The following is a 15,009-nucleotide window of genomic DNA, read 5'->3' on the forward strand; positions in this document are numbered from 1 at the left end:
CATCTGTTGGAAGAAAATTGGCATAGAGTTTAACGCTTGAGGCGTGAGGCGCGCAAAGATTGCACCTATGAATGTAATAGGGTTGAATCCCGAAACCCGCCATACTTCAAGCCGCAGGCGCGTTGGCTGCATCCTTTAACCCCAGTCACATAGTGAACTATGCTCCTGGGGATTAAAGGATTTGCCGCCTTCCTACAACATGAATTATGACGGGTGCTACTCGTCAAAAGGAAATGAATATGCAACTGACTTTTCTCGGCACCGGCGGCGGTGCGCCCAGCCTGCAACGTAATGTCACCGCGATTGCGCTGACGCTGTCGAAACGCGGCGAAACCTGGCTGTTCGACTGCGGTGAAGCAACGCAGCATCAGTACATGCGCTCGGCGCTCAAGCCGGGCAAGCTGGAAAAAATCTTTATCACCCATCTGCACGGCGACCACATCTTTGGCCTGCCGGGATTGCTCACCAGCCGTTCGATGGCGGGCATCCTTGATCCCATGACGGTTTACGGTCCCAAAGGTATTCGGCAATTTATTGAGACGGCGCTCAGCTTAAGCGGCTCATACACCTCTTATCCGCTGGAAATTGTCGAGATTGAAGCCGGTTTGGTGCTGGATGATGGCGAGTTCCGCGTCACCGCCTGGCCGATGAATCATGTGATTGAGTGCTACGGCTATCGCATTGAGCAGCACGACAAGCCGGGCTTCCTTGATGCGCCACGCCTCAAAGCCGAAGGCGTACCGCGCGGGCCGTGGTATCAGGATTTGAAAGCGGGCAAACGCATCCAACTGGACGATGGTCGGGAAATCAACGGCGCGGAGTATCTGGGGCCGGCCACCAAAGGTAAAGTGTTGGCGATATTTGGCGATACTGCGCCCACCGAGGTCGCGCTGCAGCTGGCCGCCAACGCGGATGTGATGGTGCATGAAACCACGCTGGAGGCGGCGCTGGTTGAAAAAGCCAACGGGCGCGGCCACTCAACTACCGTTCAGGCGGCTGAAGTGGCAAAACAATCAGGAGCAAAGCGGATGATCGCCACGCATTTCAGCTCGCGCTATCTGTCAAAGGATCGGGAGAAACTGCTGGCGGAGTGCCAGTCGGTGTTTGCTGCGACCGAGCTGGCACATGATTTCGCGGTATTCGAGGTTTAGTGCTGTAACGCCGGGTAGGTGAAAAACAGCAGATGCGTCATGTTGAACAGGAAATGGACGCCGGTGGCGACCCACAGGCGTCCACTCCATTGCCACGCCAGACCGTAAATCAGCCCGGCCAGGGTGGCGAAAATCATCAGTAACGGCCCGCCGGGAAAGTGTGCCAGGCCGAACAGCAGCGACGTCAGCAACAATGCAGCTACGGCACCGATGTGTTGGCGCAAACGCTGTTGCAGATAGCCGCGAAAGAATGCCTCTTCCGCCAGCGCAACGAAGAACACGTTCGCCAGCACAAAACTGCCCAACCATTCCGGCCAATGGGGTTCAACGGCCAGGCCACCCAACTGCACCGCGACATAGAGCAGCAGCGGAATCGCCGCCAGCAGCGCCAGCCACAATATCTTGTAGCGCGGCGGAGCGGCCTTAGTGCGAAACAGCTGCGGCAAACAGATGAGCAACACAAACGGAATCAGCGCCTTATCGAAGTTATATGAGAAGCTGAAGGGCGCACTAAGCGGTCCGGCCTGCACATCTTCTACCTGACGCGGATTGTTGAAACCGGGGAAAAAGTGCAGAAACAGCCCGACGGCAATGGCAACGAGCAGGGCTTCGCTGACCAGCTGAATCCAGCGTGCGCTGTTTTCGACGCGAACCCACGCGATAACGGCGATGGCGCCGAGTAGCGTCATCGCCGGCCAATCCAGCACATCCTGAAACAAACCCAGAATAGTGGCCAGCGTGAGCAGCAGTACGGAAAAACGTTTGGCGGGCGACAGCATAGCAAGCGCGCCAGCCAGAATGATCCACATGGTAATTGTCCTTGTTGGCTGACGGCGCTACGCGAACCTACTCTGGCACGATTTGCGTGACGCTGAAGTGACCGGTACCAGCAGGTACCAGCTTCTGATGCAGCCACGGCAGCAGCTCTTCCATTTGCGCTTTCAGCTTCCACGGCGGGTTAATCACGATCATGCCGGAAGCCGTCATGCCGCGCTGATCGCTGTCTGGACGCACTGCCAGCTCAATTTGCAGAATGTTGCGGATATTGGTGGCCTGCAGGTCCTTGATCATGTGTTTGATCTGTTGACGCATGACAACCGGATACCACAGGGCGAACACGCCGGTGGCGAAACGCTTGTGGCCTTCCTGAATACCTTTCACCACATCCTGATAATCGCTTTTCATCTCATACGGTGGATCGATGAGAATCAGACCGCGGCGGCTCAGCGGCGGCAGCTTGGCTTTCAGCTGCTGGTAACCGTCGCCACGCGCTACGCGCGCGCGGGCATCTTTGCTGAACTCGGTGCGCAGCAGCGGATAATCGCTGGAGTGCAGCTCGGTCAGCTCCATTTTGTCCTCTTCGCGCAGCAGGAAGCGGGCAATTAACGGTGAGCCGGGATAATACTTTAAGGTGCCATGCGGATTAAGGTTACGCACCGCCGAGAGATACGGCTTCAGCAGCTCAGGCACATCCGGCTGCTGCCAGATGCGGCCGATGCCTTCCAGATATTCACCGGTACGCTCGGCGTGCTCACCGCTGAGCAGGTAACGTCCGGCACCAGCATGCGTATCCAGATAGAGAAAAGGTTTTTCCTTCTCCATCAGAGCGGTGAGGATCAGGCTTTCAACGGTATGTTTCAGCACGTCGGCATGGTTGCCGGCATGAAAACTGTGGCGATAACTCAGCATAAAAAAGAGGGGTCCGCGGTTGGATCAAAGGGAGTCTATACATCGTGTGTGGCGCGATTATAGCCGCGCTGGGTAAAAATTGCTGACGTTTCGTGGGTGATTTAAGTTTTATGACCAGGTGTCGTTATAGCGGCTTGCGATGCGTTTTGTTGTGGGAAATTTTTGCCATGCCATTGTCCAGTACGCGAATTTTCGCTGCAATTCAACGCGCCGAAGTGAAATGCCAGGTGTTTCTGGCAGGAGATTTTTTTGCTTAAAGCACCTTTAACAACTTCTGGTGAAAATGATGAATAAAATAACGGGTGTCGCAATGGCAAGTCTGTTGGCACTTACCGGCTGCGCGAAACCACAACCCGTGCAAAGCCTGGTCACGCCGCCTGCTGCGGCAGCACAGCCTGTTGCGCAAAATACTCCAGTAGGACAAGAGACATCCGTTGTGGTCTCACCGTCCGCTCAACCTGAGGCTGCGCCATTGACCGATGGCCTTTCAGGCAACATGGAGCAGTGCCGTAAAGAGCTGGATGCTATGCGTCTTTATAGCAAGGTGTCATATGCCAATTTCAATGCGGAACTGCAGAAAATTGACGCACAAACCCATAAATATTTGCAAATTAAACAATCGATTGGCGCAGATATTAATGATTTAGTGATGCCACGTTATCAGTTCCAGGCGCGTGAGTTGTGCTTCCGTATTAAAAATCGTCTATCACAACTGATTATTCGTCAGGCTGGCTAACACCTGCATTGATTGCCCGTTGTCGGTGTGGATAGCGCTATGCAACGCGATTCCTATCCCTCTTCGCTCAAATACGCTTCAGCTCGCCTTGTGGCGAGCTTTTCTTCGCCGGTCCATCCTTAGCGGCATTGATTTTCATGCTATCAAGCCGCATGTTAGGTAGATTGCGTCGCGCGAGTACTCGCGCCTCAACTCCATCATGAAAGGACTGCGCTTATGACCAATCCGTTACTCACGTCTTTTACGCTTCCCCCGTTTTCTGCCATCAAACCTGAACATGTGGTTCCTGCGGTTACCGAAGCGCTGAACGACTGTCGTGCCGCGGTAGAACGCGCTGTGGCGCAAGGCGCGCCTTACACATGGGAAAATCTGGTACAGCCGCTGGCTGAAGTTGACGATCGCTTAGGTCGCCTGTTCTCGCCGGTTAGCCATTTAAATTCGGTGAAAAATAGCCCGGAACTGCGTGAAGCTTACGAACAAACGCTGCCGCTGCTGTCTGAGTACAGCACCTGGGTTGGCCAGCACGAAGGTTTGTACCAGGCATATCGCAACCTGAAAGAGGGCGAGAGCTACGCGGGCCTTGATACTGCGCAGCAGAAAGCGGTGGATAACAGCCTGCGTGATTTCGAGCTGTCCGGTATCGGTCTCGATAAAGAGAAACAGAAGCGCTATGGCGAAATCGCTGCGCGCCTGTCCGAGCTGGGCTCGACTTACAGCAACAATGTGCTCGACGCCACCATGGGCTGGAGCAAGCTGGTGACCGATGAAGCCGATCTTGCGGGTATGCCGGAGAGCGCGCTGGCTGCAGCCAAAGCGCAGGCTGAAGCCAAAGAGCAAGAGGGCTGGCTGCTGACGCTGGATATTCCAAGCTATTTGCCGGTGATGACCTATTGCGATAACGCCGCGCTGCGTGAAGAGCTGTACCGCGCCTATTCAACCCGTGCTTCCGATCAGGGCCCGAATGCCGGCAAATGGGATAACGGCCCGATTATGGCGGAAGAGCTGGCGCTGCGCCACGAACTGGCTCAGCTACTGGGCTTCGACTCCTACGCTGACAAATCGCTGGCCACCAAAATGGCGGAAAACCCGGCGCAGGTGATTGAGTTTCTTACCGATCTCGCTAAACGCGCACGTCCGCAGGGTGAAAAAGAGCTGGCTCAGCTGCGCGCTTTCGCCAAAAAAGAGTTCGGCGTCGACGAAATGAATCCGTGGGATTTGACCTACTACGGCGAAAAACAGAAACAGCATCTCTACACCATTAGCGACGAGCAACTGCGCCCGTATTTCCCGGAAGCGCGTGCGGTGAGTGGCCTGTTTGAGGTGGTAAAACGCATTTACGGTATCACCGCGAAAGAGCGTAAGGATGTGGATGTTTACCATCCGGATGTACGCTTCTTCGATCTGTTCGATGAGAGCGGCGAGCTGCGCGGCAGCTTCTATCTCGATCTCTATGCGCGCGAACACAAGCGTGGCGGGGCGTGGATGGACGACTGCGTTGGCCAGATGCGTAAAGCCGACGGCAGCCTGCAGAAGCCGGTGGCGTATCTAACCTGTAACTTCAATCGCCCGTTACAAGGCAAACCGGCGCTGTTCACCCATGATGAGGTGATCACGCTGTTCCACGAATTTGGTCACGGCCTGCATCATATGCTGACGCGCATCGAAACGCCGGGCGTATCTGGCATCAGCGGTGTGCCGTGGGATGCCGTCGAGCTGCCGAGCCAGTTTATGGAAAACTGGTGCTGGGAGCCGGACGCGCTGGCATTTATCTCCGGCCATTACGAAACCGGCGAACCGCTGCCGAAAGAATTGCTGGATAAAATGCTGGCCGCAAAAAACTATCAGGCGGCGCTGTTTATCCTGCGTCAGCTGGAGTTCGGCCTGTTCGATTTCCGTCTGCACACCGAGTTTAACCCGGCGAAAGGCGCGCAAATCCTTGAAACGTTGCGCGAAGTGAAAAAGCAGGTTGCCGTGGTGCCAAGCCCGGAATGGGGACGTTTCCCACACGCCTTTAGCCATGTGTTCGCGGGCGGCTACGCTGCCGGCTACTACAGCTATCTGTGGGCCGACGTGCTGGCGGCCGATGCCTATTCGCGCTTTGAAGAAGAGGGCATCTTTAATCGTCAGACCGGGCAATCGTTCCTCGATAACATCCTGACGCGCGGCGGCTCTGAAGAGCCTATGGAGCTGTTCAAGCGCTTCCGTGGCCGCGAGCCGCAGTTGGATGCGATGTTGGAACATTACGGAATTCAGGGATAAACCGGCTTGTGAAAATTGGTTTAATCGATGAAACAGGCGCCGGAGACGGCGCCTTATTACATTTGGCGCAGCGCTGGGGTTTGCAATCAGACCAACAGGCAACGATGGCGCTGGTTTTAACGTCTGAGCACCTTGAGCTGCGTAAGCTGGATGAGCCGAAACTGGGCGGCATCTTTGTCGATTTCGTGTCAGGTGCCATGGCGCATCGGCGCAAGTTTGGTGGCGGTCGTGGCGAAGCGGTAGCGAAAGCGGTGGGCATCAAAAGTGGCTATCTGCCTGATGTGATTGATGCAACCGCAGGTTTAGGACGCGATGCCTTTGTGCTGGCGTCGCTCGGCTGCCGTGTGCGCATGCTCGAGCGGCATCCGGTGGTAGCGGCGTTGCTGGAGGATGGATTGCGCCGTGGCTATGAGGATGCGGAAATCGGCGGCTGGCTGCGTGAGCGGCTCACGCTACTGCACGTGGTGAGCCAGCAGGCGCTCAGTGATATCACGCCTGCACCGGATGTGGTGTATCTCGATCCGATGTATCCGCATCGGCAGAAAAGCGCGATGGTGAAGAAAGAGATGCGCGTGTTTCAGTCGCTGGTGGGGCCCGATGAAGATGCCGATGCGCTGCTGGAACCGGCGCGGCAGCTGGCGAAGAAGCGTATCGTGGTGAAACGTCCGGACTACGCGCCGCCGTTAGCAGGCGTGGTGACGCAAGATGCGGTGGTGACCAAAAGCCATCGTTTTGATATTTATCCGCCGCTGGTGTAGATCGTGCGGTATTGAAAAAGGTCGGCATGAATGCCGTAATGCTCGTCAGTCAAGCATGAATCGGTCACCATGAATGGTGACCCTACGTGGATATCGCCGGGTTTTCGTAGGGTGCGCATTCATGCGCACCTGCATAAACAGGCATTTTTTTGCTTAAGTGAGCGGCATTACGGCATGAATGCCGACCCTACGGTTTACTCTTCGTCTTCATCGCGCAGCGGCACGATCAACATGTCGATATGCACGGTATTAATCAACTGGCGCGCTGATGACATCAGTTTGCTCCAGAAGTCCTGATGGTGACCACACACCACCAAATCCACATCATATTTCTTAATCGCGTCCACGAGCACCTGGCCAAGATCGCCGCTGCCGCTCAGCGTTTCACTGATCGGATAGCCGGCATTGATCGAAAGCGCTTTCAGTGCGGTGTGCGTCTCTTCAGAGATGCGTTTTTGCATGTCGCCCAAGTTAACGTCAATCAGCCCGGTGTACAGGTCAGAATAGTTAACATCAACGTGGATCAGCGAGATTTTCGCATCGTAAGGGCGGGCCAGCGAAACGGCTTTATCGACTAACAACTGGCTTTCCGGGGAAAGGTCTACTGCAATCAGGATGTGTTTATAAGCCATGATAAAACTCCTTCTCAAGATTTGGGGGCGATCTTCCTGCTTTCACGGTAGGCGATGTCCTTTGCGCCAAACGGCGATGAAGCGCCACCAACCATAGTTTCAGCCTTGCAGGCGGTTCTTGTTATGCCCTGAGTATAGCCAGAGTTGTTAACAAATGCTGCAAGCGAAAGTTCGCTTGTGAGGAAGATCAAGCGTTATCGGGTTTTTCACTCGCACTGAACGAAAATCATCGCTGGAAAAAAATTGAACAGATCTCCTACACTGAAAATAAGTGCCACAGCGGTATGCGTTGCGCACTCAGGTTCGCATAACAACAATGCAATCGGAATCATTCAGTGGCTGGTTTATTTCCCGTGCGGCGTCTACAGCAATTCCCCGCTGCGTTTGACGTCGTTGCGGCTCCAGCCGGGAGGGGAACATGATCAGCACTATCGCGCTTTTTTGGGCTCTGTGTGTGGTTTGTCTGGTGAATATGGCGCGCTACTTCTCTTCTTTGCGCTCACTATTGGCCGTTTTGCGCGGTTGCGATCCGCTGTTATATCAATATGTGGATGGCGCGGGTTTCTTTACTTCACACGGTCAGCCGAGCAAGCAGGTGCGGCTGGTGCGCTATATCTGGGAAAAGCGCTATCACGATCATCATGACGACGAATTTATTCGCCGCTGCGAACGCGTGCGCGGGCAGTTCGTGCTGACCAGCGGGCTCTGTTTTTTGGTGGTTGTCAGCCTGATTGCGATGGCAATCTGGCAATAAATAACGGCAATAAATAACGGCAATAAAAAAGGGCGACATCGCTGTCGCCCCCATACCCGTCATACTTCGAGTTGCAGCTGCGTTAGCTGCGTGTGTTCACCCCAGTCACTTACTTCAGTAAGCTCCTGGGGATTCACCCACTTGCTGCCTTCCTGCAATTCGAATTATTTAGGGTATCCATCAAATTAATTTCAGTGCAATCCAGTAAAGCGAACCCGACAGCAAAATACACACCGGCAGCGTGAATACCCACGCCATGGCGATATTTTTGATGGTGCGACTCTGCAATCCACCGCCATCGACCAGCATGGTACCGGCCACCGACGACGACAGAATGTGCGTGGTGGAAACCGGCATACCGGTGTAACTGGCCACGCCAATCGACAGCGCGGCCGTCACCTGCGCTGACATACCCTGCGCGTAGGTCATGCCTTTCTTACCGATTTTCTCACCGATAGTGGTAGCCACGCGACGCCAGCCAATCATGGTACCGATGCCCAGTGCCAGTGCAACGGCAACAATAATCCAGATAGGCGCGTACTCAATGGTGCCCAGCAAATCGCCTTTCAGCTTGTTGAGGAAGCGCTTATCGTCGGCGCTGGTTTCCGGCAGCTTGGCGACTTTATCTACGGTGTCTGAAACGCACAGCAACAGACGACGCATTTGACCGCGTTGATCAACCGACAGCTGATCGTAGCTCTGCAAGTTATTCAGCAGCAGCTGCGCACGATCGATGGCCTGCAACGCGCGGCTGCTATCGCAATGGAACTCCTGCGGGCCGCCGACTGACTCTTCCGGCGTTGGCACAACAGGCGGTGCAAGCTGCACCATATGCGCCAGCGAGTCGTTATGTTGCTGATAATACTGTTCCAGATGGTTTACCGCGTCGCGCGTGCGCGTGATGTCATAACCTGATGCATTCAAATTCACCACAAAGCCCGCCGGCGCCACGCCGATCAGCACCAGCATAATCAGACCAATGCCTTTCTGCCCATCATTCGCGCCGTGTGAGTAGCTCACGCCAATCGCTGAAACGATAAGAGCAATGCGCGTCCAGAACGGTGGCTTTTTCTTGCCATCAATTTTTTCACGATCGGCGGGTGTCATGTGGATGCGCGAACGCTTAGTGGTTCCGCTCCAGTAACGACGCAGCAGGAAAATCAGGCTGCCTGCAATCACCAAACCGACAATCGGCGAAAGAATCAGGGACAGGAAGATATTGATGACTTTCGGCAGGTTGAGTGCATCAACCACCGAGGTGCCGGTCATCAGGGCGTTGGTGAGCCCAATACCGATGATAGCGCCAATCAATGTGTGAGAACTGGACGCCGGCAAACCTAAATACCAGGTGCCAAGGTTCCAGATAATCGCGGCGAGCAGCATGGAGAAGACCATGGCGAGGCCGTGGGCCGAACCGACATTCAACAGCAAATCGGTCGGAAGCATGTGAACGATGGCATAAGCCACGCTCAATCCACCAAGCAAAACACCTAAAAAGTTGAAAACGCCAGCCATGACAACCGCCAGTTGCGCCCGCATCGCACGGGTGTAAATGACAGTCGCAACCGCGTTAGCAGTGTCGTGAAAACCGTTGATTGCTTCGTAAAACAATACAAACAGCAGAGCAAGAATCAGTAACAGGCTGGTACTGAGGTCGAGACCAGCAAACAGATGTAGCATAAACGTTACGCCATTTTGGGAGGACATGAACGCGGCGCATTATCTGCGACAACGTGCGCGATATGAAAGAAAAATATAGCTCTTTATTGTCTTAAATTTGTCATCCACCCTAAAAATTAAGGTGAAACCATCTATAAATTAGCGAGTTACATTATGACACATTTACGGCATTTTTTTGACCCTAGCGCTGAAAGCCACAGATCTCTACAATCAGCGCCTTTCAGGCAAGGCGGATAAAGCAGTGGAAAAGTTTGACGTTATCATTATTGGTGCAGGCGCAGCCGGCATGTTCTGCGCGGCGCAGGCAGGGCAATTGGGCCGTCGCGTGCTGCTGCTGGATAACGGCAAGAAAGCGGGGCGCAAAATTTTGATGTCGGGCGGTGGCCGCTGCAACTTCACCAATATGCACACTGAGCCGGCGGCGTACCTGTCGCACAATCCCCACTTCTGCAAATCGGCGCTGGCGCGTTATACCCAGTGGGATTTCATCGATCTGGTCATTCGCCATGGCATTGCCTATCACGAGAAAACCCTCGGCCAGCTGTTCTGCGATGATTCGGCGCAGCAGATTGTCGATCTCTTGCTGAAAGAGTGTGAAGCCGGGCAGGTGAGCGTGCGCTTACGCAGTGAAGTGTTGAGCGTGGAGCGCGATGACAACGGCTACACTTTGCAGCTTAATGGCGCGGCGGTGCAGGCTGAAAAACTGGTGATTGCCAGCGGTGGACTCTCAATGCCGGGATTGGGTGCCACACCGTTCGGCTACAAAGTCGCCGAGCAGTTCGGCCTGAAAGTGTTCCCCACGCGTGCGGCGCTGGTGCCTTTCACGCTGCATAAACCCTTGCTGGAGCAGCTTAATACCCTTTCCGGCGTGGCATTGCCCACGACCATTACGGCACAGGACGGCACCTTATTTAAAGAAGCGATGCTGTTTACCCATCGCGGTTTGTCGGGCCCGGCCGTGTTGCAAATTTCCAGTTACTGGCAGCCTGGCGAATTCGTCACCATTGATTTGTCACCGGCCACCTCGCTGGATGATTTTATTCATGTGCAGCGCGAGGCTCATCCTAATCTTAGCCTGAAAAACAGCCTGGCAAAGATTCTGCCAAAACGGCTGGTGGAAGTGCTGCAGGAACTCAAGCAGATTCCCGACGTCACGCTGAAACAGCTGAATAGCAAGCAGCAGAGCGAGCTGGTTAACACATTGCATCATTGGCGCGTGCAGCCGAACGGCACCGAAGGCTACCGTACCGCTGAAGTGACGCTGGGCGGCGTGGATACCACGCAGCTATCGTCAAAAACCATGGAAGCACGCGATGTGCCGGGGCTGTTCTTTATTGGTGAAGTGGTGGATGTCACCGGCTGGCTGGGCGGCTATAACTTCCAGTGGGCGTGGAGCTCGGCTTGGGCGTGCGCGCAGGCGCTTTAATGCGTGCTGAATAGGCCGCACGCACGCAATCTGCTACTATCGCGCGCTTTACTCTTCAGCGGGTGATGCCCTTCATGTTAAAAATCAAATTTCTTCTGCCGTTGCTCATTGTTATCAGCGCCGCTGTTTGGTGGCTGATGCCGCACTACAGTGACGAAGATAAAGGCTACTACATCGCCATGTTCTGTACGCTGACGCACGACGGGCGCGGGAATACGCCGAAGGACATGCAGCAAATTATCGAAGGTAGCAATTCCGATTACGCGTTGCAGAAGATTCACTTCCAGGCGGGGTTGGCCGAACATCTGCAAACCATTTGGCAGGATTTGTCGCCAGAACAGCAGCAGCAGGCGCGGCAGGAAAGCCTGTCCTGCCGCCGTTTATTATCAGAGAAACTGTTACCGGGCCAGCCGGTGCAGTAATTAGTTTACCGGCAGCGCGAGAACCTGGTCAGTGGTTTTAATCTCCGCGAACACATCGGCAACACCCGCCAGTGCCGCCTGCTGCAACACATTATGATCGACCACCTTGTTATCCCAGGTCGCCAGATCGCGTGTGGCCGTGGCATCTTCCGGAATGATGACCGCGTAGCCGAGCGGCACCGCATCACGCGCGGTGGATGAGACGCACATATGGGTCATCAGGCCGGTAACGATCAGCTGCTTGATACCCAGTGTATCCAGCTGTTGCTGTAGATCGGTGCCAACAAATGAACTTGGTGTGGCTTTGCCGATCACGCGGTCTTCTTTGCCCGGCTGCAAATCTTTATGGAACTCAGCGAAACGGCTTCCTTTCGCAAACAGCGGGCCATCGGCTTCCCCTAAATGCTGGACGAAGAACACCGGCATATTGTTTTTGTGAGCGAACTCGACGATGCGTTTGCTGTTTTGCAATGCCTTCATACCATCAGGTATCGGCATTTTCCCGCCTGGAAAATATTCGTTCTGGATATCAATGACGATCACCGCCGTCTGCTTTGCAATGAGCGCCGTTGTCGCCGTGGCACCGCTCATGGTGCGAATCGTCGGGGCTTTACTTGCCTGACGTTCGTCAGCAAATACATTGCCGGAAATCGCCATGGCCAGTGCTAAGGTTCCTGAAGCTAAAATATTTTTCATGAGTAATAATCCTGTAATGATGTCGTGGTTAGTGAAGACTCGTGCGGCTTCCGATGGGATGCAGTATGGCGATTTCGTCGTGAGTGAAGGAGTACAGTGGATGACAAATAGCGTTCAATTTGCGCCAAAAACGCCAGGCGCGGCATCGCCGATTAAGGTGGGCATCGTGGTGTTCGACGACATCATCCCTTTCCATCTTTCTGTGCCCTGCGCGGTCTTTGAGAAAGCGGAACAGGACGATGGCTCGCTTTGCTATCAATTGATGATCTGCGCTACGCATCCCGGTCCGTTAAAAACCAACAGCGGTTTTTCGATTGTTGCCGAACATGGACTCGCACAACTCGCCGATGTCGATATGGTGGTGGTGCCGAGCTGGAGCGATCCGGCGGTACAACCTCCTCCAGCGTTACTGCAGGCTTTACAACAGGCCGCGCAGCGGGGCGCGCAAGTGGTAGGTCTGTGTCTTGGCGCCTTTGTGCTTGGTGCCGCTGGTTTGCTCAGTCAGCGTCGCGCTACCACGCATTGGCGCTGGATGGCGGATTTCGAACGCCTCTATCCCGACGTGGCGATTGACCGCGACGTGCTCTATATCGACGAAGGGCAGATTGTGACGTCGGCAGGTACCGCGGCGAGTATTGATTGCTGTCTGCATTTAGTGCGCGAGCAGTGCGGCGTCGATGTGGCCAATAGCGTCGCACGTATGCTGGTGGTGCCGCCGCATCGGCAGGGCGGACAGGCGCAGTATATTGAGCAGCCGGTGTATCACTCCGCGGGCAACGATCGCTTTATGTCAGCGCTGAGTTGGGCAACGGAAAACCTGCAGCAGGCGCTAACGCTCGAGCAGCTGGCAGAGAAAGCGCTGATGAGCCGCCGCAGTTTTACCCGCCGCTTCAACCAAACCACCGGTGGCTGTTTTAGCGCTTGGTTAGTGAATCAACGCCTGGCCCTGGCACAGCGTTTTCTGGAGAAAACCGATCAACCGGTGGAGTTGATTGCTGAAAAAGCCGGATTCTCCTCACCGCTGATGCTGCGCCGTCATTTTAAGAAGCAGCTGAATACCTCCCCACTACAATATCGCAAAACCTTTCGCGGCAGATCCTGATGAACATTTTGCGAGCTCTCTCGCATCCCATTGCACGTTACTTGTTGTACTAATTGATATTTTTCGCGGTTCAGCGCAAAATATAAACAGTCACATGGTGCAATAATTGCTCGCTGGGCATGATGTCTGACAGACGCGTCACATCAACTCAGGAGCTTCACGGATGACACTCGCGATGATGAATACTCATAAAGCTTTTAAAGCGTTGCAGCTGGCTGGCGTCAGCGATCAACAAGCTGAAGCGATGGTTGAAATCTTTACTGAAATGCAGCAGGACAATGCGCTGTCACGCGCGGATTTGATGAAGGCTGGAGAAGGGATTTCCGGGAGTATCAAAGAGCTGGATCTTCGTCTTAGTGCCGCAATTAAAGAGCAAGACATTCGGCTGAGTGGAGTAATTAAAGAGCTAGATATTCGGCTGAGTGGAGCAATTAAAGAACTGGATGAGCGGCTGAGTGGAGCAATTAAAGAACTGGATGATCGGCTGAGTAAAGCCATCAAAGAGCTGGATCATCGATTGAGCGGTGCAATACAGGAGCTGAACACGAGCCTGTTCGCAGTTGAAACGCGGCTCAACGCGATGGAAAAAGATATTGGTGAACTTAAAGCTGATGTCAAACAACTGAAAGCCGACGTCTCTGCATTAAAAACCGACATGCGCTGGATCAAACGCTTACTGATGGTAATGGCCACCACCATGGTGATCGCGGCAGTTAAATACATCTTCTCGTAAATTTTCGCGCGCTGGGGTGTTAAGTACAGTCGGCTGTACTCGCAGCGCGGCGCGATTCACATTCCCGCACTCGCACGGCCTGCATACCTTCTCTACACCCGGTAATTTGATGCGGCGCACACTTATGGCCGCCTAAAACCACAACACTGCCCTCCAGATAATCAGACTGGAGTCCAGCATGTTGGAAGTTACGCCTGTTCCCGCCCTGACGCGCGCTATTGCCATTCTCAACTTTATTGCGCAGCACGGACCATGTAGCGCCGCTGAGATTATAGAAACGCTGGCACTGCCTAAAAGCAGTGCCTATCTGCTGTTCGCCGAACTGAAGAAACAGCGTCTGATCACTGTCGATCGCAACAACAACTACTGCCTGTGGACGCGACTGGTGGAGCTGGCAGGACACGCTCTGCACAACATGGATATTCGCGATATCGCGCGTCCACGCCTCACCCGACTGATGCAGCAAACCAATCTGCTGTGCCACCTCGGCATCCTCGAAGGCGGCCATGCCTGTTACATCCTCAAGCTCGAATCGGCTGCCACTATCAGCGTGCGATCGCACGAAGGTAAAAGTCTGTCGCTCTATCGCTCGGGCATTGGTAAATGCCTGCTCGCCTGGCAACGCCCCGAAGAGCAGGAACGCATCATTAGCGACATACGTTTTGTTGCCGTGACGCCAACGTCGCTGCGCAACGCCGACGCTTTGCGCACTGAGCTGGCACGTATACGCCGTCAGGGCTGGAGCTTTGATAACGGTGAAGATTATCCCGATGTGCGCTGCGTGGCGGCGCCGATTTTCAATGCCCGCGAGCAGTTGGTCGCCGCCATTTCACTGGTAGGCACCCGCCTCGACATTGATGACGACAAGCGCGATTACCTTGCAGGCCTGGCGATTGCCTGCGCCCGCGATATTTCACGACTGCTGGGCTGGCGAAGCCCAACGGAAAAACAAGCCTCGTAACCAGGAGAAG

General features: G+C 54.5%; 15 protein-coding genes. 10 read left to right on the top strand and 5 right to left on the bottom strand.

Going from position 1 to position 15,009, the window contains the following annotated elements:
* Nucleotides 1-239: 239 nt before the first annotated feature.
* Nucleotides 240-1,151 carry a ribonuclease Z gene (gene rnz, locus AAGR08_RS00265; protein WP_097095736.1) on the top strand — a complete coding sequence of 304 codons (912 nt, stop codon included), beginning with the start codon at nt 240-242 and terminating at the stop codon, nt 1,149-1,151.
* Here the strand turns inward: rnz and AAGR08_RS00270 are convergent.
* A complete protein-coding gene (locus AAGR08_RS00270) occupies nt 1,148-1,960 on the bottom strand; it encodes a CPBP family intramembrane glutamic endopeptidase (RefSeq protein WP_345827868.1) in 813 nt (270 codons plus the stop codon). The genes rnz and AAGR08_RS00270 overlap by 4 nt on opposite strands.
* A gap of 37 nt (nt 1,961-1,997) precedes the next feature.
* Nucleotides 1,998-2,840, bottom strand: coding sequence for a 23S rRNA (adenine(2030)-N(6))-methyltransferase RlmJ (locus tag AAGR08_RS00275; RefSeq protein WP_097095738.1), 843 nt, complete (start codon nt 2,838-2,840; stop codon nt 1,998-2,000).
* 310 nt (nt 2,841-3,150) lie between these two features.
* On the opposite strand from AAGR08_RS00275, the gene AAGR08_RS00280 reads away from it, so the two are divergent.
* From AAGR08_RS00280 to rsmJ, 3 genes are all read left to right on the top strand, one after another.
* Complete coding sequence (locus AAGR08_RS00280; protein WP_320204472.1) at nt 3,151-3,576, top strand: hypothetical protein; 426 nt, start codon at nt 3,151-3,153, stop codon at nt 3,574-3,576.
* 216 nt (nt 3,577-3,792) lie between these two features.
* A complete protein-coding gene (gene prlC, locus AAGR08_RS00285) occupies nt 3,793-5,835 on the top strand; it encodes an oligopeptidase A (RefSeq protein ID WP_345827869.1) in 2,043 nt (680 codons plus the stop codon).
* 8 nt (nt 5,836-5,843) lie between these two features.
* Nucleotides 5,844-6,593, top strand: a complete 750-nt coding sequence (gene rsmJ, locus AAGR08_RS00290) for a 16S rRNA (guanine(1516)-N(2))-methyltransferase RsmJ (protein ID WP_097095740.1) — start codon at nt 5,844-5,846, stop codon at nt 6,591-6,593.
* A 194-nt stretch (nt 6,594-6,787) separates the two neighbouring features.
* Here the strand turns inward: rsmJ and uspA are convergent, their stop codons facing one another.
* Entirely contained in the window at nt 6,788-7,225 is a 438-nt protein-coding gene (uspA, locus tag AAGR08_RS00295) for a universal stress protein UspA (protein ID WP_097095741.1), read from the bottom strand.
* Between the two features lie 418 nt (nt 7,226-7,643).
* Between uspA and uspB the strand changes: the two genes are divergently transcribed.
* Nucleotides 7,644-7,979: a universal stress protein UspB gene (uspB, locus tag AAGR08_RS00300; protein WP_008108136.1), complete on the top strand. Its 336-nt coding sequence runs from the start codon at nt 7,644-7,646 to the stop codon at nt 7,977-7,979.
* Nucleotides 7,980-8,159: 180 nt separating this feature from the next.
* Here the strand turns inward: uspB and pitA are convergent, their stop codons facing one another.
* Nucleotides 8,160-9,659 carry an inorganic phosphate transporter PitA gene (gene pitA / locus AAGR08_RS00305; protein WP_141400270.1) on the bottom strand — a complete coding sequence of 500 codons (1,500 nt, stop codon included), beginning with the start codon at nt 9,657-9,659 and terminating at the stop codon, nt 8,160-8,162.
* A gap of 241 nt (nt 9,660-9,900) precedes the next feature.
* Here pitA and AAGR08_RS00310 point away from each other — a divergent pair, with 241 nt between their 5' ends.
* Entirely contained in the window at nt 9,901-11,085 is a 1,185-nt protein-coding gene (locus AAGR08_RS00310) for an NAD(P)/FAD-dependent oxidoreductase (RefSeq protein WP_345827872.1), read from the top strand.
* A 74-nt stretch (nt 11,086-11,159) separates the two neighbouring features.
* On the top strand, nt 11,160-11,507 hold the full coding sequence (locus AAGR08_RS00315) for a hypothetical protein (RefSeq protein WP_097095743.1): 348 nt from the start codon (nt 11,160-11,162) through the stop codon (nt 11,505-11,507).
* On the opposite strand, the gene AAGR08_RS00320 is transcribed toward AAGR08_RS00315, so the two are convergent.
* Nucleotides 11,508-12,203, bottom strand: coding sequence for a cysteine hydrolase family protein (locus tag AAGR08_RS00320; RefSeq protein ID WP_345827874.1), 696 nt, complete (start codon nt 12,201-12,203; stop codon nt 11,508-11,510).
* A gap of 100 nt (nt 12,204-12,303) precedes the next feature.
* On the opposite strand from AAGR08_RS00320, the gene AAGR08_RS00325 reads away from it, so the two are divergent.
* The 3 genes from AAGR08_RS00325 (at nt 12,304) to AAGR08_RS00335 (ending at nt 14,999) form a co-directional block, all read left to right on the top strand.
* Nucleotides 12,304-13,305, top strand: a complete 1,002-nt coding sequence (locus tag AAGR08_RS00325) for a helix-turn-helix domain-containing protein (RefSeq protein WP_097095745.1) — start codon at nt 12,304-12,306, stop codon at nt 13,303-13,305.
* Nucleotides 13,306-13,468: 163 nt separating this feature from the next.
* On the top strand, nt 13,469-14,038 hold the full coding sequence (locus AAGR08_RS00330) for a DUF1640 domain-containing protein (protein WP_345827875.1): 570 nt from the start codon (nt 13,469-13,471) through the stop codon (nt 14,036-14,038).
* Between the two features lie 178 nt (nt 14,039-14,216).
* Nucleotides 14,217-14,999 (top strand): IclR family transcriptional regulator, encoded by a 783-nt coding sequence (locus AAGR08_RS00335; protein WP_345827877.1) that lies wholly within the window; start codon nt 14,217-14,219, stop codon nt 14,997-14,999.
* The last annotated feature ends 10 nt before the right edge of the window (nt 15,000-15,009 follow it).

The organism is Pantoea sp. BRR-3P (assembly GCF_039621635.1).
Taxonomy (GTDB): Bacteria; Pseudomonadota; Gammaproteobacteria; order Enterobacterales; family Enterobacteriaceae; genus Pantoea; species Pantoea floridensis.

Excerpts from the sequence above, each read along its gene's own strand:
- prlC (WP_345827869.1), top strand. The coding sequence starts at position 3,793 with ATGACCAATCCGTTACTCACGTCTTTTACGCTTCCCCCGTTTTCTGCC.
- AAGR08_RS00280 (WP_320204472.1), top strand. The coding sequence starts at position 3,151 with ATGGCAAGTCTGTTGGCACTTACCGGCTGCGCGAAACCACAACCCGTG.
- AAGR08_RS00335 (WP_345827877.1), top strand. The coding sequence starts at position 14,217 with ATGTTGGAAGTTACGCCTGTTCCCGCCCTGACGCGCGCTATTGCCATT.
- AAGR08_RS00315 (WP_097095743.1), top strand. The coding sequence starts at position 11,160 with ATGTTAAAAATCAAATTTCTTCTGCCGTTGCTCATTGTTATCAGCGCC.
- AAGR08_RS00270 (WP_345827868.1), bottom strand. The coding sequence starts at position 1,960 with ATGTGGATCATTCTGGCTGGCGCGCTTGCTATGCTGTCGCCCGCCAAA.
- AAGR08_RS00325 (WP_097095745.1), top strand. The coding sequence starts at position 12,304 with ATGACAAATAGCGTTCAATTTGCGCCAAAAACGCCAGGCGCGGCATCG.
- uspB (WP_008108136.1), top strand. The coding sequence starts at position 7,644 with ATGATCAGCACTATCGCGCTTTTTTGGGCTCTGTGTGTGGTTTGTCTG.
- pitA (WP_141400270.1), bottom strand. The coding sequence starts at position 9,659 with ATGCTACATCTGTTTGCTGGTCTCGACCTCAGTACCAGCCTGTTACTG.
- uspA (WP_097095741.1), bottom strand. The coding sequence starts at position 7,225 with ATGGCTTATAAACACATCCTGATTGCAGTAGACCTTTCCCCGGAAAGC.
- AAGR08_RS00330 (WP_345827875.1), top strand. The coding sequence starts at position 13,469 with ATGACACTCGCGATGATGAATACTCATAAAGCTTTTAAAGCGTTGCAG.
- AAGR08_RS00320 (WP_345827874.1), bottom strand. The coding sequence starts at position 12,203 with ATGAAAAATATTTTAGCTTCAGGAACCTTAGCACTGGCCATGGCGATT.
- AAGR08_RS00275 (WP_097095738.1), bottom strand. The coding sequence starts at position 2,840 with ATGCTGAGTTATCGCCACAGTTTTCATGCCGGCAACCATGCCGACGTG.
- rnz (WP_097095736.1), top strand. The coding sequence starts at position 240 with ATGCAACTGACTTTTCTCGGCACCGGCGGCGGTGCGCCCAGCCTGCAA.